General features: G+C 45.4%; 21 protein-coding genes. 2 read left to right on the top strand and 19 right to left on the bottom strand.

The window, feature by feature from the left end; genetic code table 11:
* Nucleotides 1–12: 12 nt before the first annotated feature.
* Nucleotides 13–1044 carry a LacI family DNA-binding transcriptional regulator gene (locus tag MKY85_RS12255; RefSeq protein ID WP_342572695.1) on the bottom strand — a complete coding sequence of 344 codons (1032 nt, stop codon included), beginning with the start codon at nucleotides 1042–1044 and terminating at the stop codon, nucleotides 13–15.
* Nucleotides 1045–1231: 187 nt separating this feature from the next.
* A complete protein-coding gene (locus MKY85_RS12250; RefSeq protein WP_342572694.1) occupies nucleotides 1232–2179 on the bottom strand; it encodes a DMT family transporter in 948 nt (315 codons plus the stop codon).
* 165 nt (nucleotides 2180–2344) lie between these two features.
* On the opposite strand from MKY85_RS12250, the gene MKY85_RS12245 reads away from it, so the two are divergent.
* Nucleotides 2345–3220, top strand: a complete 876-nt coding sequence (locus MKY85_RS12245) for a LysR family transcriptional regulator (protein WP_342572693.1) — start codon at nucleotides 2345–2347, stop codon at nucleotides 3218–3220.
* A gap of 48 nt (nucleotides 3221–3268) precedes the next feature.
* Here MKY85_RS12245 and MKY85_RS12240 read toward each other — a convergent pair whose 3' ends face one another.
* The 5 genes from MKY85_RS12240 to MKY85_RS12220 form a co-directional block, all read right to left on the bottom strand.
* Nucleotides 3269–3466 carry a hypothetical protein gene (locus MKY85_RS12240; RefSeq protein WP_339241922.1) on the bottom strand — a complete coding sequence of 66 codons (198 nt, stop codon included), beginning with the start codon at nucleotides 3464–3466 and terminating at the stop codon, nucleotides 3269–3271.
* Nucleotides 3467–3497: 31 nt separating this feature from the next.
* Nucleotides 3498–3980 carry a tetratricopeptide repeat protein gene (locus MKY85_RS12235; protein WP_342572692.1) on the bottom strand — a complete coding sequence of 161 codons (483 nt, stop codon included), beginning with the start codon at nucleotides 3978–3980 and terminating at the stop codon, nucleotides 3498–3500.
* Nucleotides 3981–4250: 270 nt separating this feature from the next.
* Entirely contained in the window at nucleotides 4251–5108 is an 858-nt protein-coding gene (cyoE, locus tag MKY85_RS12230) for a heme o synthase (protein ID WP_339260651.1), read from the bottom strand.
* 157 nt (nucleotides 5109–5265) lie between these two features.
* Entirely contained in the window at nucleotides 5266–5832 is a 567-nt protein-coding gene (locus MKY85_RS12225; RefSeq protein ID WP_339260649.1) for a hypothetical protein, read from the bottom strand.
* Nucleotides 5833–6121: 289 nt separating this feature from the next.
* The gene (locus tag MKY85_RS12220; RefSeq protein WP_310334611.1) at nucleotides 6122–6475 is read right to left on the bottom strand and encodes a DUF3243 domain-containing protein; all 354 of its coding nucleotides are present in this window, start codon (nucleotides 6473–6475) and stop codon (nucleotides 6122–6124) included.
* A gap of 255 nt (nucleotides 6476–6730) precedes the next feature.
* On the opposite strand from MKY85_RS12220, the gene MKY85_RS12215 reads away from it, so the two are divergent.
* A complete protein-coding gene (locus MKY85_RS12215; RefSeq protein ID WP_339241912.1) occupies nucleotides 6731–6940 on the top strand; it encodes a hypothetical protein in 210 nt (69 codons plus the stop codon).
* A 135-nt stretch (nucleotides 6941–7075) separates the two neighbouring features.
* On the opposite strand, the gene MKY85_RS12210 is transcribed toward MKY85_RS12215, so the two are convergent.
* The 12 genes from MKY85_RS12210 to MKY85_RS12155 all read right to left on the bottom strand — a co-directional run bounded on the left by MKY85_RS12210 (nucleotide 7076) and on the right by MKY85_RS12155 (nucleotide 18532).
* Entirely contained in the window at nucleotides 7076–7987 is a 912-nt protein-coding gene (locus tag MKY85_RS12210) for an NAD(P)/FAD-dependent oxidoreductase (RefSeq protein ID WP_339241910.1), read from the bottom strand.
* A gap of 382 nt (nucleotides 7988–8369) precedes the next feature.
* Nucleotides 8370–10001 carry an S-layer homology domain-containing protein gene (locus tag MKY85_RS12205; protein WP_342572691.1) on the bottom strand — a complete coding sequence of 544 codons (1632 nt, stop codon included), beginning with the start codon at nucleotides 9999–10001 and terminating at the stop codon, nucleotides 8370–8372.
* Nucleotides 10002–10216: 215 nt separating this feature from the next.
* A complete protein-coding gene (locus MKY85_RS12200; protein ID WP_339241906.1) occupies nucleotides 10217–10816 on the bottom strand; it encodes a nitroreductase family protein in 600 nt (199 codons plus the stop codon).
* A gap of 153 nt (nucleotides 10817–10969) precedes the next feature.
* Nucleotides 10970–11218, bottom strand: coding sequence for a hypothetical protein (locus tag MKY85_RS12195; protein WP_339260642.1), 249 nt, complete (start codon nucleotides 11216–11218; stop codon nucleotides 10970–10972).
* A 136-nt stretch (nucleotides 11219–11354) separates the two neighbouring features.
* Nucleotides 11355–12212 (bottom strand): AraC family transcriptional regulator, encoded by an 858-nt coding sequence (locus tag MKY85_RS12190; RefSeq protein ID WP_339241903.1) that lies wholly within the window; start codon nucleotides 12210–12212, stop codon nucleotides 11355–11357.
* Between the two features lie 71 nt (nucleotides 12213–12283).
* Nucleotides 12284–12832 (bottom strand): glutathione peroxidase, encoded by a 549-nt coding sequence (locus tag MKY85_RS12185; RefSeq protein ID WP_342572690.1) that lies wholly within the window; start codon nucleotides 12830–12832, stop codon nucleotides 12284–12286.
* A 140-nt stretch (nucleotides 12833–12972) separates the two neighbouring features.
* Nucleotides 12973–13449: a hypothetical protein gene (locus MKY85_RS12180; RefSeq protein WP_342572689.1), complete on the bottom strand. Its 477-nt coding sequence runs from the start codon at nucleotides 13447–13449 to the stop codon at nucleotides 12973–12975.
* 48 nt (nucleotides 13450–13497) lie between these two features.
* The gene (locus MKY85_RS12175; protein WP_342573344.1) at nucleotides 13498–13968 is read right to left on the bottom strand and encodes a GyrI-like domain-containing protein; all 471 of its coding nucleotides are present in this window, start codon (nucleotides 13966–13968) and stop codon (nucleotides 13498–13500) included.
* 141 nt (nucleotides 13969–14109) lie between these two features.
* The gene (locus tag MKY85_RS12170; RefSeq protein WP_339241901.1) at nucleotides 14110–15006 is read right to left on the bottom strand and encodes a carbohydrate ABC transporter permease; all 897 of its coding nucleotides are present in this window, start codon (nucleotides 15004–15006) and stop codon (nucleotides 14110–14112) included.
* A gap of 17 nt (nucleotides 15007–15023) precedes the next feature.
* Nucleotides 15024–15905 carry a sugar ABC transporter permease gene (locus MKY85_RS12165; protein WP_339260640.1) on the bottom strand — a complete coding sequence of 294 codons (882 nt, stop codon included), beginning with the start codon at nucleotides 15903–15905 and terminating at the stop codon, nucleotides 15024–15026.
* A 288-nt stretch (nucleotides 15906–16193) separates the two neighbouring features.
* On the bottom strand, nucleotides 16194–17510 hold the full coding sequence (locus tag MKY85_RS12160; RefSeq protein ID WP_339241897.1) for an ABC transporter substrate-binding protein: 1317 nt from the start codon (nucleotides 17508–17510) through the stop codon (nucleotides 16194–16196).
* Nucleotides 17511–17680: 170 nt separating this feature from the next.
* Complete coding sequence (locus tag MKY85_RS12155; protein WP_342572688.1) at nucleotides 17681–18532, bottom strand: helix-turn-helix domain-containing protein; 852 nt, start codon at nucleotides 18530–18532, stop codon at nucleotides 17681–17683.
* Between the last annotated feature and the right edge of the window lie 11 nt (nucleotides 18533–18543).

The following is an 18543-nucleotide window of genomic DNA, read 5'->3' as shown; positions in this document are numbered from 1 at the left end:
CGTCCTACCATATCACTCTAAACTGGCGTTATATTCATCTCGAATAATTAATTCCGAATAGATCAACTTGCGTTCATAAGGTTCGTCCCGATGCTGAATCCGCCACAACAGCTGATCTACCGCTCTGGTGCCCAGATTCTCTTTGTTGATATGCACTGAAGCAAGGATGGGTTCATCTGTCTGCGTATTGTCAAAACCGGTCACGGCACAGCGTTCAGGAACCTGAATGCCCCGGCTTCGGAGTGCCTCAATTACGATAACAGCCGTATGATCATTCGCACACACAATGACTTCAGGGATGTCCTCCAGCTTCATTTCGGCAATGGAGCCCCGAATCTGTTCGTACTCCGCGCCCAGCAAACCTTCTTGCTGTTCCCCTGCCACCTGCTTCTCTTCCAGCACCGTACGATATCCAAGCCAGCGTTCTCGAAAACTTGCCGCATCGGGCAGTTGCCCGGCAAACTGGAACCTTCTGTACCCTTTTCCAACAAGCATGAGAACGAGTTCTTTCATACATTTCATATTGTCCGTAAAAACCGAGTCTGCGTATACGGTGGGGTCTTCATGATCCACCATGACCAGTGGAATACGCAGTCTGTAAATTTCCAGCAATACCGATGTCGAGATGGTGCCCACGGTAATGACTCCACTGATTGCTTCGGGATTAAGAACCGAGAACATTCGATCTGAAGAGGGTTCCGTCAGTGTTAAAATATCCATTCCCTTCTCATTCAACCTCTCAGAAATACCGTCAAACACAGGCCCCCAGTACAAGGAGGATCGATTCTGAGAACGAATGTTAGGAAACAAAATCAATATAGTGCCTTGCCGCTTCACTTCTGGCTTCATCTCCAATGACATCTGTGTCTCCAGCGCATAACGCTTCGGTTCAGTTCTGAAATACCCGAGCTGACCCGCTGTTCTGACGATCATCTCGCGTGTATGCTCACTCACACCAGGCTTGCCCGTCAGCGCACGAGAGACTGCAAATTTGGACACCCCCGCAGCATCCGCAATTTGCTGCATCGTTACTCTTTTGGCCATACTACTCACCCGTTTTTCCTAATTTTCATTCAGTGTAGCATAAAAAACAAAAATCAACAAAACAAGGTTATGTTATTCTGTTTTTTGTTAGGTCGTCAATTATCTCTTACGCAACGTGAACGACATAACCAAAAAAAGCCCTCTCCCCACCTTCTGTAGAAGATGAAGAAAGAACCTTGTCCTTTAATTATATGCCTGGTGCTCCCTGATCACCGAGTTCCGACTGTAAAACCGGGCGTTTTCGGCGCCAGAAGACAGGCTGTGGAAGTTTGATCTCTGTGATCAGAACACCGACCAACATCAGCGCTGCTCCTGCATATCCTTGCAACGTTAACGATTCTCCTTGAAAGGTAAATGCAAAGGCCGCTGCAAACAGTGGTTCGAGTGAAAAAATCAGACTTGTTCTTGTCGGTGAAGCATGACGTTGTGCGAGCGTCTGCAAAATATACCCCAAGCCACTACATAATACACCTAAGCCGAGAATCGCTGCCCAGGAATCAGCCGTATCGGGCATACGTGGCGTCTCCAGCATGAATGTAGCTGCAATTCCCCACATCGCTGCAACGCCCAATTGGACGGTTCCCAACGTTAACGGATCATGCTTCGGTGTGTACTTGCCAGCAATCATAATATAGATGGCATACACCAGTGCTGCAAGTATACACAGAATATCTCCCGTGTGCAGACTCAGCTCATGTTGAAGCGTCAGCAAGCCAAGCCCGGTAACTGCCACGAGGATGCTGAGCGTCAATCGTTTGTCCGGCATACGGCGATGCTGGATCGTTGTCAGAATAGGCACAAAAATAACCGCCAAACTTATGAGGAATCCCGCTTGGGATGTCGTTGTTCGTTGCACACCATAGGTGATAAATACAAAGGCAGCAAATAAAGCTGTCCCCATAATCGCTCCGGCCACAAGTGTTCTGCGATCCATCTTAAACAACCGCCGATGAAACAGAAGCCCTGCCGCAATAAAGGCAATTCCAAAACGGAATGCGACCAGATTCAGTTCTTGCATGGACTCCAGGCCCGATTTCATAAACAGATAGGATGATCCCCATATGACCGTTGCGAGCAGCATCTGGATGTCCGCTCTTCTCGTTGCCTGACCTTGATTAACCTGTACACCATTCATCTTGCTTCAACCTTCATTCTATGTATTCTGAGCTGTGTGATCGTGCGTCAAACTAACTCGCCTTGGCAAGTATATACGATCTCTTTGCATTATAAAAATGAATATTTATAATAGATTATATGAAATAAACTCATGTATTCAAAATGGGAAGGAACGGAACTATTCATGTCACTCATCAAATATGAAATATTGAATACCGTCGTGGAATATGGCAGTCTCACCAAAGCAGCAGAAGCGCTGAATGTCACCCAATCCGCAGTCAGCCATGCCATCGCAAGTCTCGAGACTGAATGTGGTTTTTCACTCCTCCATCGCGGCCGCTCCGGCGTACGGGTTACCGCTGAAGGTGAACGCATTCTGGGATATACACGTGAGATTCTGCGCTGGACGGAACTGATGAACCAGGAAATCTCCCTCATTCGCGGCGCAGAGATTGGTACGGTGCGTATTGGTACGTTCGCAAGTGTCTCCACACAATGGTTGCCGGGCATCCTGAAACAATTTCGCCTACGTCATCCAGGAATTGAGATCAAGCTGTGGGAGGGCGATTATGCTGAGATTGAGGGTTGGCTGGCTGGAGGTGCCATCGACCTTGGATTCCTGTCCCTTGGCGATTCCTCCCCTTTTGAGACGATCCCATTACAAAAAGACAGGATGATGTGCATCCTGCCTCTCGATCATCCTCTCGCCTCAGAGGAGTCTGTTTCGTTTGATGTTCTGCTGGAGCAACCCTTTATTCTGCCCAAGTGGGGCGGGGATAACGAGATTGAACGACTGATCCGGCAGCATGCAGCCAAACTCAATGTTGTCTATGAAGTCGCAGAAGATCAAGCCATCATGGCGATGGTCCGTAATGGTCTCGGCATCAGCTTGCTGCCGGAAATGGTACTACAAAATCATACTGATGCGCTCGCACTCGTGCCGCTCGCAGGAGATCCGTACCGCACGATCGGCATGGCCTGCCCCGCTTTGGGCAATCTATCACCAGCAACGCGGCGTTTCATTGAAGAGGTGCAGATGTGGCTCGGTACGACTATGTAAGTAGTACATTCAGAAAATCATTACGTTTTTCGTTAAAATCAATTGCTCCTATCCATTACTCACAAATTGGATAACACCGAGGATTAGTAGCAGTACAAATATCACCACAATCGTGATGCCAAAGCCACTCAGGAAGCGGACGCCAGGTGAGCGTTTGTTCTGCTGGCTGCCTTCCAGGTGATCCAGCTTCTGCTCAATTTGATCTAACCTTTCATGTACCTGTTTCAGATCTTGATTGGAGTTCATATTCATCCATCTCCTTCTCTGCGTATTCGATCTATTCCCACACCCGATCCAGCTGATCTGCGTAGTAACGGATTGCTCGGTTATAGTCATTGATTCTCTTATCACAAGATGTATCTGCAAGTTGCACGAGCAATCTTTGCATCGCTTCTGCATGTTCACCCAGATTGTAGAGCACCATCGCATAGAACACCTCAAATTCCCGGTACGCCGGGAATTCTTTCAGCCCTTTTTCAAACCAAGCCTTTGCCTGCTCGTATTGTCCAAGCGTTCTGTATGTACTGCCTAGTCCGAGTATTGCACCCGCTCTATCCTCACCAGAAAGCCCAAGACTCAGTGCCTTCTCATAATGCGGGACAGCTTCTCGCTCTAACCCAAGTGAATCATGTGCCCAAGCCAACTGATACCAAACATTTGCATTCTCGGGTTCCTGCCCTGTAATCTCTTGCAGAAGCTCAATCGCTTCCTGCACCTTGCCATCTTGCCTCCATCGTACGGCTTGCTCCAAATCACTCATGATGTCCCTTCCCATCTTGCATTATAATTTCCACATATATGATTCAATTGTTTTATTATACCAAAAAAGCACACTTAAGAATATGTTTCAACAACTGAAGGTTGTCCAAACTCTATTCCATCGTGTGCTTTTTCATCCGGTGCAGGCTGTTATATAAAATGAACTAAAGCATATTTCCGCTGGACACTCCGATGACAGAACAACCAGGTTCAGTTCAATTTATATAGCTTAAGGTGAAATTTTTCTCAAAACGTTCTGTTCAGCACTTGATTATGACCATGTCGTATTCGCGACCATCACAATAAATACAAGCATGAGATAGTTCACCGAGATCAGAAAGTTTACTTTTGCCCACTTCTCGTCATCCTGTGTCTTCAGTCCGCTAAGTGTATGCACGAACCAGATCAGTCCACCGAGCAGAGATACAATCAGAAATACCAGACCAACATAGTCGTAGTAATACAACAGGAACACAGCAGGAAGCAGCAGAAAAACATAAGGAATCATCTGAAACTTGGTGCGTTTCACCCCTTTAACGACAGGCAACAAGGGGAACCCCGCAGCACGATATTCCTCTACCCGGCGAATACCCAATGACCAGAAATGCGGTGGTTGCCAGAGGAACAATAGCGCGAACAGTAACCAGGCTCCCGCATCAATTTCATTGGTTACAGATGTATAACCAATGACAGGTGGCATCGCTCCCGCAATTCCACCGAGCGACGTGCTCCACGTTGAACTGCGTTTCAACCACATCGTGTAAATCACGATGTAAGCGAACCATCCAAGCAATGCCATCCAGCCTGATAACGGATTCACCAGGAGATACAGCACTGCTAGTCCAACAACACCAAGGACAAGGCCATACCCAAGTACAAACCCTGGCTTCAGATGGTTAATGTAATCCATCCTTTTTTTGGTGCGTTCCATCTTTTGGTCCAATTCACGGTCCCAATAATTGTTGATTACACAAGCTGAAGCAATAACCAAGGTTGATCCAATCACGACCAAGAGCAGAGATAACCATGCGATATCCCATTTTGAAGCTACCCAGAACCCTACCGCCACCGCAAACACATTTAGCCGTAGAAGTCCGGGTTTAGTTAATGCAATCATGTCTTTAAGCATGAGGCTCCTCCTGAACTATGTAAAAACGCCATTCCAATAATGATACATGTACCTACCATTAATTACAATCGCTTTCATGAATTTGTCATAACCAAAAAGCATCCCTCACCGTTCCAATGAACCGGAGGAATGCTTGAATGATGAATTTCTTCTCATTTTATGGGATGTACTGCTGTACAATTTTGGTCACTTTTCCGTCCTGCACCGTCAGATGATATGGGAATACGGACAGGTCAAGAATACGGGTATTCTCATACAACGATTCGAACTTGGATAATGTCACAGGTTCATTCCATTGAATGTCTGCGCCCTGCATCGTGCCGTCTCGATCATACAACTGCATCAACACTTCAGCATTGGCACTAACCTCAACCTGTTCCTGCTCTTTGCTATCATTAACAATATAGTAACCATCTGGAGCACCATCTATACCCGCTTCCGGATTGCGCTGTGCAAAAATCGCATCAGCTTCTTCACCCTGATACCAGCCAATCTTGTCCACTGTCATAAACAATTTGCCGTTTTCCATGTGCATACCTTCAACATAGGCTGTAAACATCTCGGAGTTCGCAACCTGTGCTTCTTTGTCAGAAGGCTGTTGGGCATCTGCACTTTCTTGAGCATTCGCAGGGGTAAGCAAATATGTAGTCAGCACAATCATGCCAAGTAAAGCAACAACTGCACCGATCATTCGTAGTTTCCATTGTTTTGCCGCGTTCTTCATAGGTAACATCTCTCCTTAATATGAACGTTACTATTCCTTAACCGGAAGTCTTCCTTATCAAACGCTCAAGTGAACTATTAATTCCAACATTCTCTCTTTTCCTATCATACTTGGAACAGCGAATATAAAAGTATCAGCCAGATTAAAAATAGTTACAATGAACGTCATTACTCCTGTCTGCAGTTTCCGAAAAAGATAAGAACCCCTGAAGTCTCGTCATTCAGGGGTTCTTGACTAGTACAAGATTCTTATGTTTATTCTTGAATATGCTGAAGCATGTATATTAATCTTAATGATTGGTTGTGGAGTCTTGCGCCAAACGAACGAGCATATGAGCCAGCATGTGACGTTCATCTTCCTTGCCGACATTCCAGAGTTCCTGAAGCAACTTTTCTTCACGGTTACGAGGCTCTTCGTTCGCAGCCAGATGGTCAGCTACTTTCTGGGCAATTTTAGCCATCTGTTCTTCACTTAATCCGATAGACTCGCCCATCGCAATTCGTTTACCCAGATATTCTTTGAATGCATCAAAGTTCTGTAAAATCTGTTCTCTCTCTTCCGGTGCAATCTTTTCGATTGCATTGTCCACCTTGTCCGTTGAAACCTGACCATCTTTATGGATTACATGATTTTGTTCATTCATCTGAATAACCTCCTGTATATTAGTTGTTTATTGGTTTTAACCTTTAGACTCTATAATCAACTGGTTATCTATAATATAAACGTATTGCAGAAGTTTAATCAGCACGTTCACTTTTGTATATATCTTCTATGATAAGAGCAAGTACGCGTTTCAAAAGAACTACAGCGGTTAATCGTTTACATATGTGTAACGGTGTTTGGATATGTTAAAGAACACCTTACACCTTATATAATATCGAACCAGGAGGGATTTCCCATGCGTGATAAAACCAAACCTGAGAAAACAAACGATGAACTTGAACCAGGCGTGAATACCGTTATCCATCCAGATAAACATAATCCCGGACCAACAGACATGATCGAAGGTGTGGTTGGCGATATCGTGGACAACATTCGGAAGGATTTCTCCCATGAATCGAAGGACGAGAAGGCTTCTTCCAAGTCAACAGATTCATCGGATAAATGATTGTCCTTTTTCCAGATGAAGTTAACCCAAAAAGACCTCCCGCCTATTCATGGCTTGGGAGGTCTTTTTGGGTTATGGAAAAATGATATTCTAATTATCCAAACTGAAATTTTATTTTGATAATGAAATCCACATTTAATCGTTTGCCATCTGCTGTAACGCCTTATGAATCCAGATCGCGGCAATGGAACCCTCACCCATCGCAACGGTTGCTTGTTCTGCGTGCAGTCCCAGATCCCCGGCTATCCACACATTCGTCGCTGCCTGCAAGCTGCGCGGATCAGCTTCTACATGTTTATTATCTGCGATCACAGCCCCAAGCTGCTCCGCCAGTTCATAGTGTACCCGATTGCCTCCAAAAGCGATAAAGCCTCGCTCAGACTCAAAGATCTGTCCATCTTCGGTCAGAACACCAGTGATATGACCATCCTCAATCTGTTGCACTTCCTGAACAGCCGCTTCCAGATAACGAACGCCCGCCTCTTTCATGCTGCGATGAAGCTCTGCAGATATGGCGGTCTGCTCATGATTGATATATAACAGATCATTTGTACGCTGAATTAAGATCATCGCCATATGGGCACCTGCTTCACCAGACCCCAATAGCACCGTACGTTGATCCTGAATCTCATAACCATCACAATCGGGGCAGACATAGACTGTTCGGCCAAGGGTCGGGGTTAATCCCGGAATATCCGGAACTCGATCCGATAGCCCCGTTGCCAATAACACCGTTTTGCTCCTATATTCAACGCCGGATGTACCTAACAATTGAATCTTCTCTCCATGACGGCCTGCTTGCACAATACGATCTTTCTCAAAAGATACACCTGTCCGCTCTGCCTGCATCCTGCCTCGGGCTCTGAGCTCTTCACCGGATATCCCATCGGGGAAACCCAGGATATTATGGTACGTCCGACACAGGGTTGATCTGCCTTCTCCCGCGTCGATGACCAACACCTGATGAGCTGAATAACGCCCAAGCTGAATAGCTGCCTGAAGCCCTGCGAGCCCTCCACCTACAATTATGCAATCAACCTCTCGCATGCTCCTTCTCCTCCTAAACTATAATATTGAACTAACAAATATTTACACTGGTCACTCCGATGACAGAACAACCTTCCGATCGATGTTATCCCCAGATTTTTTTTATCTTTTACAAAGGTTAAATCCGGTGATAAGCGTATGCTTTCGATGCAGCTTTCTTTCAGAAAGTTTTAGGCGCACGCTTCGCTTCTTCAGCTTCGTTCTGTCCTCTCCGTTTTGTGTAAATGTTTAGTTCAATATATCTATATTTTGTCCTTATATACATTAAACCGTTCAGCCAAGCTTAAACGATTCCTCATATTGCTTATCTTATACCAAAACAAACAGACCCAAACCATCCGCCTGTATCACGGTTCGTTTGAGTCTATACAATTCATAATGGTCAGAAGTTATATGATTCAAATCGCGAAGCATTCGAAATGGCGTTCCATACATCGGCTGTTTCGCCGCCCATATACCAGTAAGCCAGACCGGCAATCTGACGTTGTTCACTCATCAACACTTTGGCAGATAAAGAACGACTGTCCTCTGCCCATATATATCTTGGCATTCCGTTGCTGTTGTACCCAATCATATATTGAACCAGACTTGCATCCCATCGTCTTACAGATCCTGTGGCATGCGCGCGCGTTCCCTGTTCTGACAATGTAATGTCCCAAGAACTGGTTGCCGGGTTCAATGAAGACCAGTCTCGTGTGTACAACGGAAGGGCCAAAATGGTTTTGGCACGTACCACCTCGGAGAGCATAGTATCCAGTGCCTTTTCCACCCATGGAAGAGACGCCACAGATCCTGCTATCGGATCACCGTTCCAGTGTTCCTCGTATCCCATTAGCACCATATAATCCGATACAGCGCCCAGTTTGGCATAATCAAATGCCTCCGTCCAATCTGTACCCAGATCCGGTGATACATCCACAGACACCACTGCACCCAATGCGTGCAACGTAGCCGTCAAGGAGGTCACAAATGCCGTTAACCCTTCACGATCCGCAGGATCAACATTCTCGAAGTCCACATTAATGCCGTCCAATTTATAGGTTTTGACATAAGCAGCTACCTGTGAGATCACTGCCGCTCGGTTCGTTGAGCTGGATAACATCTGATGGGTAAGTGCCGAATCAGAACGATTCCCAAGCAATGGCCATAACTGCCTGTCAGTGGCGGATGCCCAGGAGATCAATGCAGGGTCCGTGTGATCCGTTACTTTCATACTGCTATTCAGGAAAAACCAGCGTGGGACGAGCGTATTCACTTCAGACTGTTCCACCTGCTTCTTGAATTCAGCGGTAGTGGAATTATATTGCCAGCCCAACTGAACGCCGAGTTCATCTCCACGCTGTAACTGTTCAGACCATGTTTTCTTTTGTAAGATCGCATCAAGCATGACCGCAGCTTCTTCGCGCGTTACTTGATCATGCGGTCGGAACATGCCTCCACTTCCCCGCATCAATCCAAGTTGATACACCGTCTGCACATAAGGACGTGCCCAGTCCGAGATATCCGCTGCGTCGAAATACGTTGAAGATAAAAGTGACGTCTCTACGGGCTGTTGTTTTAACATCCGAACAAGAAGAGCAGCCGCTTCTTGGCGCGTAATGGACGCATTAGGCTGGAATGTTCCCTGACCCTTTCCCTCCAGAATGAAAAGATTCGTCATGGCAGCAACGTTGCCGTAATACCAGGCATTTATGCTGATATCCTGATAAGGATTGATATTATTTTTAACGGGCTTCAAACCTAGCAATCTCACCGCAAACGTCGCAAATTCTGCACGAGTGACGGCTTTCTTCGGTTCAAATGTAGTCTCTGACGTACCGGCAGCAATGCCTTTGTTCACCAGGTGTGTAATGGCATCCTTGGCATAACTCGTACGGGTATCCTGAAACTGTTGCTGCACGGCTGCAGCCTGAACGCCAGAACTGTACCCAGCCACCGACCCAAGTGTTAATAACCCACATACAGCTATCTTCCACACACGTTGATTCGTCATGTCTTTTAATCTATTATTCACATCAAAAAGCCTCGCTTCATTGGATTACGATCAACTAACATCGTATCAAATTGAAGCGAGGCCGTATGTGGTTAAATGTTGGGAAATGCGAAGCTTACTTAAATCAATTTCATAACTCATTAAAATGAATTTATGTAACTAGATATAGACAAATTGAAACGTTTTGATCTATATCTAGCCTTGATTGAAGCAGCTAAAGGTATTATGAAATTGATTTACTTGTGTACTTTTACGCGCTCTTCAATCGGTTGGAATTGTTTCTCACCCGGTGCTGCCGTTGGTTTACCAAATGGCATCTGAGCGATCAATCTCCAGTTCTCAGGAATGTTCCACTCTTGCTTCACTTTTTCGTCAATCAACGGATTGTAGTGCTGCAAAGATGCACCCAGACCTTCTTGTTCCAGAGCCGTCCAGATTACCAGTTGCAACATACCGTTGGATTGGTTCGCCCAGATCGGGAAGTTATCTGCATAAGCTGCAAAATTCTGTTGAAGCTGTGCGATCGCATTGTTATCTTCGAAGAAGAGAACCGTACCATATCCGCTGCGGAATCCAGTCATTTTCTCTGCTGTGGATTTGAAAGCTTCTTCATTACCTACCACTTCACGCAAAATTTCTTCTGTGTGATTCCACAATTTATCATGTTGTTCGCCGAGCAGTACAACCGCACGGGATGTTTGTGAGTTAAAGGAAGTTGGTGTATACTTCACTGCTTCTTCTACGATTTCTTGGATTTTAGCATCCGAAATTGTAGATTCCTTGCTGATTCCGTAATAAGATCTTCTGTTTTTCAACGCATCAAAAAAAGTAGTCATTCTTATTCGCCTCCCAAATTTTTTTCATTTGCCAACATAGTAACTATAATATAGTAACATACATTAGTCAACAAACTAATTTATTTTCACCAAATATACATTCACTGAAAATACTTCACCATTTTTTCCTCAAACAGCTATTAACGTTATGCTTCACTCGCCTTTTTTGCGATAATCCGCCCGGTATTTCTCTTCGGTCGACGAGTTGCTTTTTGTCTGATCCTTGTTCTTCTCTTCCTGAGCCTCCATATTCAGATCCTCCATCGGAATTGGATCTACAGTCTGTTCTTCTTCATAACGGTCAAGCAGACTTTCGTGCTCTGTCTTATATTGTTCAGGATTGTCATGGGATTGTTCCTGACGGGTATCATTGTTATTCTGATCCGGTGTGCGCTGTTTCATTCATAATCGCCTCCTGTGGTTTCATTACCTTTCTTTACCTGTTCTGCGTGTGCTCTAAACACAGTGATACGCATTCCGCGAACGAAAATCAACAAAAAAAGCCAACCAGACAAGCTGGTCAGCTTACAGAAGACTTCTATGATTGACGATGCAATTGGGTACGGTACAGATCAGGCGAACATCCCACACTTTGTTTGAACATCCGGCTAAAATGCGAAAGTCGTTTGAAACCGGACAATCGACTAGCTTCCGTCACCGTGATCTCTGGTTGGAACTGAAACAAAAGCTTGGCCTGATTGATACGACGGTCATACAGGTATTTGAATACCGTCAAACCTGTCATTTCCTTAAACATGCCTGCCAGATATGGCTTGGAAAGATGTAATTCCAGTGCCAAATCATCCAGACCAATATCCTTCATATAATGTGTATCGACATAACGAATAATATGCTGGACATGCCGCTCCTTCTCCGATGAGGGAAGTTGTTCTTCGACATCACCCTGGCAGATCTCTGCTACAAAATATAACAGATCACACAGTCTGACATTCATGCGCTCTTGTCTGAAATGGCTCTGACTCTGAGACAGACGATGAAGATCATGCAATAGAGCTTCAAATTCAGAACGGCTATCCCCCGTCAGATTGACCCGGCAATTTCTGAGTTCTTCAAATGGCCTCAGGACCTCAACTATGCGGTCAGCATGCAGACTACTTCGTATGGCAGACGGATCAAAATGCAATGTGCTTCGCTCATAAGTACTGCCAGGCTTCGGATGTGGTCGATGAAGCGTCAAGCCGTGCATTAACACCAGATCACCTGGCTTCAGGTTGTATACCCGGTCTCCTATAATGTAAGTACATTCTCCATCATGAAAATAATAAATCTCATAATGTGGATGTGAATGGAATCCATCTGACTTGCCCGGATTATATACACTGGTGGAACGATAACTATACTCCAGTGAAGCACTAAATTGCATCATGCTCGGCATATTCATGCACCTCCTGTTCGAAAGAGGGAAACGATTCTTGTCATGCCCCTGTATGAGATATCAAAGTGAAATTATAGAAGCTGCTTAATACTCTCTTGAATCTCGTCAATGGAGTCGATCGGTTCGAAGCGTCTAACCACACGACCTTCTGCATCAATCAGGAATTTCGTGAAATTCCATTTAATTGCATCTCCATGTAACCATTCTGGCGCTTTATCAGCCACCATCAATTTCAATAGTTTGGCCTGAATATCGTTTTCATCAAAGCCAGCAAAAGGTCCAGATCTTTTCAAAAAGTCGTAGAGCGGGTGCGCCGCTTCTCCATTCACGTCCAATTTGGAGAACATCGGAAATTTCACACCATAGTTAATCTGGCAGAAGGATTCTGCTTCCGAACTGCTTCCAGGCTCTTGCTCTGCAAACTGGTTGCATGGGAAACCAATAATCTGAAGTCCTTGATCCTTGTACTGATCATACAGCTTCTGCATGTCATCAAACTGGTGCGTATATTTACATTTACTTGCCGTGTTTACGATGAGCACAGGTTTTCCTTCATATTGATAGAGTGGGAAACGCTCTCCACTGGTTCTGGTTACAGTAAAGTCGTAGATGGTTGGCATAAGTCTAATGCACCTCGCGATAGTTATGTAGTCATTCAGCATCATAGTTCATTGTTAATTATATACGAAGTTTGAACTATTGTATTGCGGAAGATATGGATCGTTCAGATTAGACTCAACAATATCTAAAAACATATCTATTACTCAACTGCTCTAATACTCATAACATATTTGGTTCTCGGCAGATACTTTATCTCCAACGTTTTATCTCGATTTTCCCAATCGATATCTCGAGTGTTAATCAATTCCATTTGATTTATTTCGATGGTTTGTTCCCTCCATTTCCTGCCCATGGACCCTATGTAGTTCGGTTTACCTGTTATTGTTTCGTAATCTTGGGAAAGATAAGGACCGATATCCTGAATACCCGACACTGTCTTAGGAACAAAAAGTAATATCGAGCCGATACCAAAAATGATGCAACAACACTTGAGAGATATTCGTTTTACGATGTTTTTTGTTTGCTTCATGCCATGAAACAACCCCATACCAAGTGTAAATACTCCCGCTACTACTCCAAATAAATTTAAAAAGATCCAACTAGGAAAAAAGGTTAGAAAGAACGAAGAAATACCACACAATATAAAAACAATAAATATGATTATACTCAGCTTCAACAACATCCTCTTCCTTCATTTAAATGTGTCCCATCAATCCCGATAGCATCACTGCAAAGCTACATATATATCTATTTCATTATTGGGACTTTCCGGTTGGTAGCGCTCATCCCAGATTTCAAAATCATAACACTTCGGTTCATGTCCCGTCTCACCAAGATACTGTCCGTATATATAATCATATGTATCACCAATCTCTGACTCATTCCCTCGATGCGTACACGTCGCATACTGGCTGACAGGGACGTCATGACTTATCATCTCGGACGGGAAGTTATCCAGACTAGTTACCTCATAACCTATCAGATGTGTGAACTTATCAACCTTTGCGTTAAAATCCTCATTCATCGGATAGATCTGCATCAACATGACGTTTTCATTTTTTCGATGATGAATTTCCTTCTTTCTCTCCACTAGCTTATCGTAGTGGCTCTTGCCCAGCCCCGATTCGAATTCTTCTACAGTCGCTTCCAGTGAATAACCTACAACATGAAAAGCAGGCAAAGTAACAATTTTCATTTCCAAAAGAATCAGCTCCAATGGGTAAACTCAGATCATGGATTAATTCTCCTTTTCAACAGAAAACCCTTCTGCCGCGAAAATTTACTCGTTCAGCAAAAGGGTTATATTAAGGGATAACATTAAACATTGGTAGCAACTTCAGCCCTTCACGGCACTTCCAGCCACGCCTTGAATAATGTAATGCTGGCCTACCAAAAAGACGATAATCATCGGTATAATACCTGCCGTGGCAGCGGCCATCATGCCGTTGTAATCCACGTTGTTCTCCAGAATAAAGTTCTGCAGACCAAGCGGCACGGTATACAGGTCTTTGTCGATGAGAAACACAAGCGCATTCTCATAGTCATTCCAGTGCCAGGAGAAATCAATGATCGCAAGTGTAGCCAGCGCTGGCTTCGCCAAGGGCAGAATCAGCCTGAAGAAAATACGCAAGTGTCCAGCACCGTCGATGAATGCCGCTTCCGAAATCTCTGATGGCACCGACAGGAAGAATTGCCGAAGCATAAACACCCCAAAGATCGTGAACATTCCAGGCAGGATCAGGGCCCAATGCGTATTATAGATGCCGACCCATTCGAACATGAGGAACTTGGGTACAAAGAGCACCTGCGGGGGCACCATCATCATTGAGAGATAGATGAGGAACAGTGTCTCCCGTCCTTTGAATTGAATTCTTGCGAAGCCATAAGCTGCAAACGCCGATAGAAATACAGCTCCGATCGTGCTAATTAGTGATATTTTCAACGAGTTCAGATAATACGTAGCAAAGGTATCCGCTCCGCTCCAGACCTTAATGTGATGCTCCCAGTTCAGGCTGGAGGGTATCCATTGGATGGGATAGGTGAATACGTCCGCAGGAGATTTGAACGACGTGCTAATCATCCAGATGAACGGCATAATCATCAGCAAAGCAAACCCGGACATCAGAAGTGTCAGTATGATTCTTCGAATCTGGGTTAAGGACTCCATGCGGAATTTACCTTTAGGTGCATGCGGAGCTGTGGGCTTCGCGTTTGCGGCAATTGATTTCTCCATAACGATCCCTTCCCTCCTTAATAGTGAACCCAACGTTTCTGTCCAACCCACTGCAATACTGTGAAGACCATGATGATGGCAAAGAGCGCCCAGCTAATGGCAGCAGCGTATCCCATCTCATAATAGCGGAAGGCATTCTGGTAGATAAAAAGCGACAACACTGTTGTACTGTTTCCCGGCCCACCCTGAGTAATCGCCTGAATAATGCCAAAGTTTTTGATCGTCATAATCAGTCCTGTTATCAGCAGTAAAAAGGTCGTTGGGCTCACAAGCGGCCAGATCACTTGACGAATGGTCTGCCAAGGGCGGGCTCCATCAATCTTAGCAGCCTCAACTAATTCCTCCGGGATCTCCTGCAGAGCTGCTAAATAAATAATCATGTTGTACCCCAGCATGAACCAGATCCAGATGATATCAATCGCATACATGGACCATTCAGTTGTCGATAACCATCCAGGTGGATTTGTAATACCGATCCCCCGCAAAAAACCGTTAATCGGTCCCGACGTTGGCTGGAACAGCAGCATCCAGACAAAGGCGATCGCAACGCCGCTGGTGATATAGGGCATGAAATAGAGGGCACGCAGTGTTTTTTGCCAGTACACCGACTTGTTCAATGCAACAGCCACGATAAATGCCAACCCCATCGATACTGGAACCGCTAACAGAAATACAAAAGTATTTCGCAGTGCTACCCCAAACAGATCATCATTCAACATACGGCGGATATTGTCCAGCCCCACAAAATGTGTCTCCGGGCTCATGAATTTGTAATCGGTGAACATGAGATAGAATGAATAGACAGCCGGTATAATAAAAAACAACAGCACGCCAATCATATTGGGCCCAATAAACAAATACCCGAGCCTGCTCTGCCGTTTCATCCAGGATTTATGCATATGCTCCCCCACTCCTTAACATCTGTTCTGAAATTAAGCATAACAAGATGTCCTTTCACTTTTAAGGAACATAACCTCTTTCCTGGTATCACAGAACTATGTATTTTGGCAGTGACCTTCGAGATGAAAATAACATGGAATTGTTCTATTCCTTTAGTCGGGTTAGCCCTAGCTCATGTCATACCTCTAATGCTCTTTTGGGTCTATTCATCTATTGGTCCAGTACTTATATAGAAAAGAAAAAAACCGCCCCATTGGGACGGCCTTCGGACTCATTGCTTTTGCCTTCTATTGATTCTGCTTCAGCCAGTCATTATGGCGTTTGACCATGTTCTGTACCGTAACTTCAGCAGTCTGGTTACCAAGGAAGAACTTTTCATACTCCTGTGCACGCAGATCGACTACCTCTTGCGCAATGCTGCGGACAAATGTAGGGGTCTTGTCACCGTACAACACAAACTCCAGTGACTCTTTGTCATAAGAATCGGCATAATCACCGAGCAGATGATCGATAGCCGTCTGTTGATCAACCGCATTCGAGGACGGCAGACGTCCACCGGCAGCCATCGGCATCATCCCTCCATCGGCGTACCATTTCAGGAACTCCCATGCGGCTTCTTTATTTTTCGACTTGGAATTGATCGCGATAAAGTCACCAAGTCCTCCACTCTTCACCATATCTGCTTCCTGTGCAACCAGTCTCGGTACCGGAGCAAAGGCGATTTTCCAATCCCGTGGAAACTCGGTCATGTTGTTCGACGTGCGAATCAGCCACTCCCCAATGTTAATCATGGCGGACTCACCACCAAGGAACATGTTCTCCACCGGCATTTTGGAAGTCAGCTGTTCGCCGAGTGGAGGTGTAGTTGCATCCTCCTTCATCATTCCATTCAAAGTCTCCAGCCATTTGGTAACAAGCGGATCGTCGAGATTGGAAGTTCCGTCTGCCTTAACATAACCGTTCTTGACCAGTACAGAATCGAGCGGGTCCACATAGGAAGCGGTATGCTGTACCAAACCGTACTTGAAACCAACATTTTTCAGCTTGAGTGCATATTCTCGGGCTTCATCCCAAGTCCAGGCTGTGGGTACGCTCAGTCCCGCTTGATCAAGCGCTTTCATATTTAAGGCGAAAAAGGCCGCATTTTTCTTGGTTGGCATACCGTAATATTTACCGTCTACTTTCCACGAAGCCGCGTCTTCTCCCATTTTCTCGTCAATGTTGTAGTCCTTGAACTCACCGAGATCCAATGCCGTCCCGCCCTTAATGCGTTTATCGAGATTCGTCAGAGTGTAATTGACATATAGGTCAACGTTCTGACCGGTGGACAGTGCCGTATCCAGCTTCAGATTACCGTCGTCGTCATTCACAAACCGCACATATTCCACCTGAATGTCAGGATGCTCTGCATTCCAGGTATCCACAACTTCCTGCGGACCATTCTCCGGCGGCACTGCGCCCCACATGGTAAGCTTCACTTTTCCCGCTGCTGCTCCACCCCCGTTATCTCCACCATTCGTCTCATTTTTACCAACACAGCCAGCAAGCAAGCCCAGCATCAGCGCACCTACGATTAACCCGGTTAATCCTTTTCTGATTCTCATCTGGTCACATGACCTCCCTGAATTGAAAGTGTACCTTCCGTTACATCGTAGCAGGGACCTTGCTAGGTTCATAAGATACATATCCATGATTCGAATGGAACAAAAATACGGATTTACCCTACCTTATCTAAACACTTGAGTACACATATTCCTTCTATTCATCCTGTGAGTCACGAGCGATGGCGATACTGACTGGGCGTGCAACCGGTCCAACGCTTGAATATTTTGATAAAATAATTATCGCTTCCGAACCCTACCCGGTAACCAATTTCCTGTACCGGAAGGTCTGTCTCACGCAAGTATTCCGCCGCTTTCTCCATCCGTACCCCATGCAGATAATGAATCAGGGTATGGCCAGTTTTCTTTTTGAACAAAGCACTCACATAATTCTCCCCCATCATCACGTAACGCGACATGGATTTGACGGTAATGTCCTGATCGTAATGCTGCCCGATATACTCAATTATTTTGCTAATCTCCGGATGCTTCACAACCGGCTCACGCACAGGTGTAAATGGAAGATCGATTGCAGACGGCGGCGCGGAAGAGACGGTTAGCGAATCAGTCGATGCAGGCGTAGATGTTAGAACTGGTGTGGATGATGGCTCTTCATGATGCGTTGTCTCTGTCCGGGCTTCAGCTGAGGCTCCCAGTTCCGCACTTACCTTACGGAGTGTATCACGCAACGAATTCACACTCATCGACAGCTTCAGAATATAATTCGAAGCCCCGTACTCCATTGCACGGCGTACATACTCGAACTCCCCCATACAGGTGAGCATCACAAACTTGGTTTTTAACCCGGCCTGACGCGTCTGTTTGAGTAATTCCAGACCATCCATACCCGGCATCACAATATCGGTCAGTACAAGATCAGGTGCCTCCTGTATGATCATGGCAAGCGCCTCGGTTCCATTACCGGATTCTCCGATGACCGTGAAGCCCAGCTCTTCCCAGAAAATAATCTCTCGCACCGACTCTCGTACAAATACCTCATCCTCTACAAGTAATACCTTCCACATGCCAGATTCCC

The organism is Paenibacillus sp. FSL R5-0749, from assembly GCF_038595085.1.
Lineage (GTDB): Bacteria > Bacillota > Bacilli > Paenibacillales > Paenibacillaceae > Paenibacillus.
Note: the sequence above shows the minus strand (reverse complement) of the source record. Positions and strands in the feature narration are given on the sequence as shown.

What these genes read in the sequence shown, in the direction of transcription:
- MKY85_RS12255 (WP_342572695.1), bottom strand. Translation starts at nt 1,044, where the DNA reads ATGGCCAAAAGAGTAACGATGCAGCAAATTGCGGATGCTGCGGGGGTG.
- MKY85_RS12250 (WP_342572694.1), bottom strand. Translation starts at nt 2,179, where the DNA reads ATGAATGGTGTACAGGTTAATCAAGGTCAGGCAACGAGAAGAGCGGAC.
- MKY85_RS12245 (WP_342572693.1), top strand. Translation starts at nt 2,345, where the DNA reads ATGTCACTCATCAAATATGAAATATTGAATACCGTCGTGGAATATGGC.
- MKY85_RS12240 (WP_339241922.1), bottom strand. Translation starts at nt 3,466, where the DNA reads ATGAACTCCAATCAAGATCTGAAACAGGTACATGAAAGGTTAGATCAA.
- MKY85_RS12235 (WP_342572692.1), bottom strand. Translation starts at nt 3,980, where the DNA reads ATGAGTGATTTGGAGCAAGCCGTACGATGGAGGCAAGATGGCAAGGTG.
- cyoE (WP_339260651.1), bottom strand. Translation starts at nt 5,108, where the DNA reads ATGCTTAAAGACATGATTGCATTAACTAAACCCGGACTTCTACGGCTA.
- MKY85_RS12225 (WP_339260649.1), bottom strand. Translation starts at nt 5,832, where the DNA reads ATGAAGAACGCGGCAAAACAATGGAAACTACGAATGATCGGTGCAGTT.
- MKY85_RS12220 (WP_310334611.1), bottom strand. Translation starts at nt 6,475, where the DNA reads ATGAATGAACAAAATCATGTAATCCATAAAGATGGTCAGGTTTCAACG.
- MKY85_RS12215 (WP_339241912.1), top strand. Translation starts at nt 6,731, where the DNA reads ATGCGTGATAAAACCAAACCTGAGAAAACAAACGATGAACTTGAACCA.
- MKY85_RS12210 (WP_339241910.1), bottom strand. Translation starts at nt 7,987, where the DNA reads ATGCGAGAGGTTGATTGCATAATTGTAGGTGGAGGGCTCGCAGGGCTT.
- MKY85_RS12200 (WP_339241906.1), bottom strand. Translation starts at nt 10,816, where the DNA reads ATGACTACTTTTTTTGATGCGTTGAAAAACAGAAGATCTTATTACGGA.
- MKY85_RS12195 (WP_339260642.1), bottom strand. Translation starts at nt 11,218, where the DNA reads ATGAAACAGCGCACACCGGATCAGAATAACAATGATACCCGTCAGGAA.
- MKY85_RS12190 (WP_339241903.1), bottom strand. Translation starts at nt 12,212, where the DNA reads ATGCCGAGCATGATGCAATTTAGTGCTTCACTGGAGTATAGTTATCGT.
- MKY85_RS12185 (WP_342572690.1), bottom strand. Translation starts at nt 12,832, where the DNA reads ATGCCAACCATCTACGACTTTACTGTAACCAGAACCAGTGGAGAGCGT.
- MKY85_RS12175 (WP_342573344.1), bottom strand. Translation starts at nt 13,968, where the DNA reads ATGAAAATTGTTACTTTGCCTGCTTTTCATGTTGTAGGTTATTCACTG.
- MKY85_RS12170 (WP_339241901.1), bottom strand. Translation starts at nt 15,006, where the DNA reads ATGGAGAAATCAATTGCCGCAAACGCGAAGCCCACAGCTCCGCATGCA.
- MKY85_RS12165 (WP_339260640.1), bottom strand. Translation starts at nt 15,905, where the DNA reads ATGCATAAATCCTGGATGAAACGGCAGAGCAGGCTCGGGTATTTGTTT.
- MKY85_RS12160 (WP_339241897.1), bottom strand. Translation starts at nt 17,510, where the DNA reads ATGAGAATCAGAAAAGGATTAACCGGGTTAATCGTAGGTGCGCTGATG.
- MKY85_RS12155 (WP_342572688.1), bottom strand. Translation starts at nt 18,532, where the DNA reads ATGTGGAAGGTATTACTTGTAGAGGATGAGGTATTTGTACGAGAGTCG.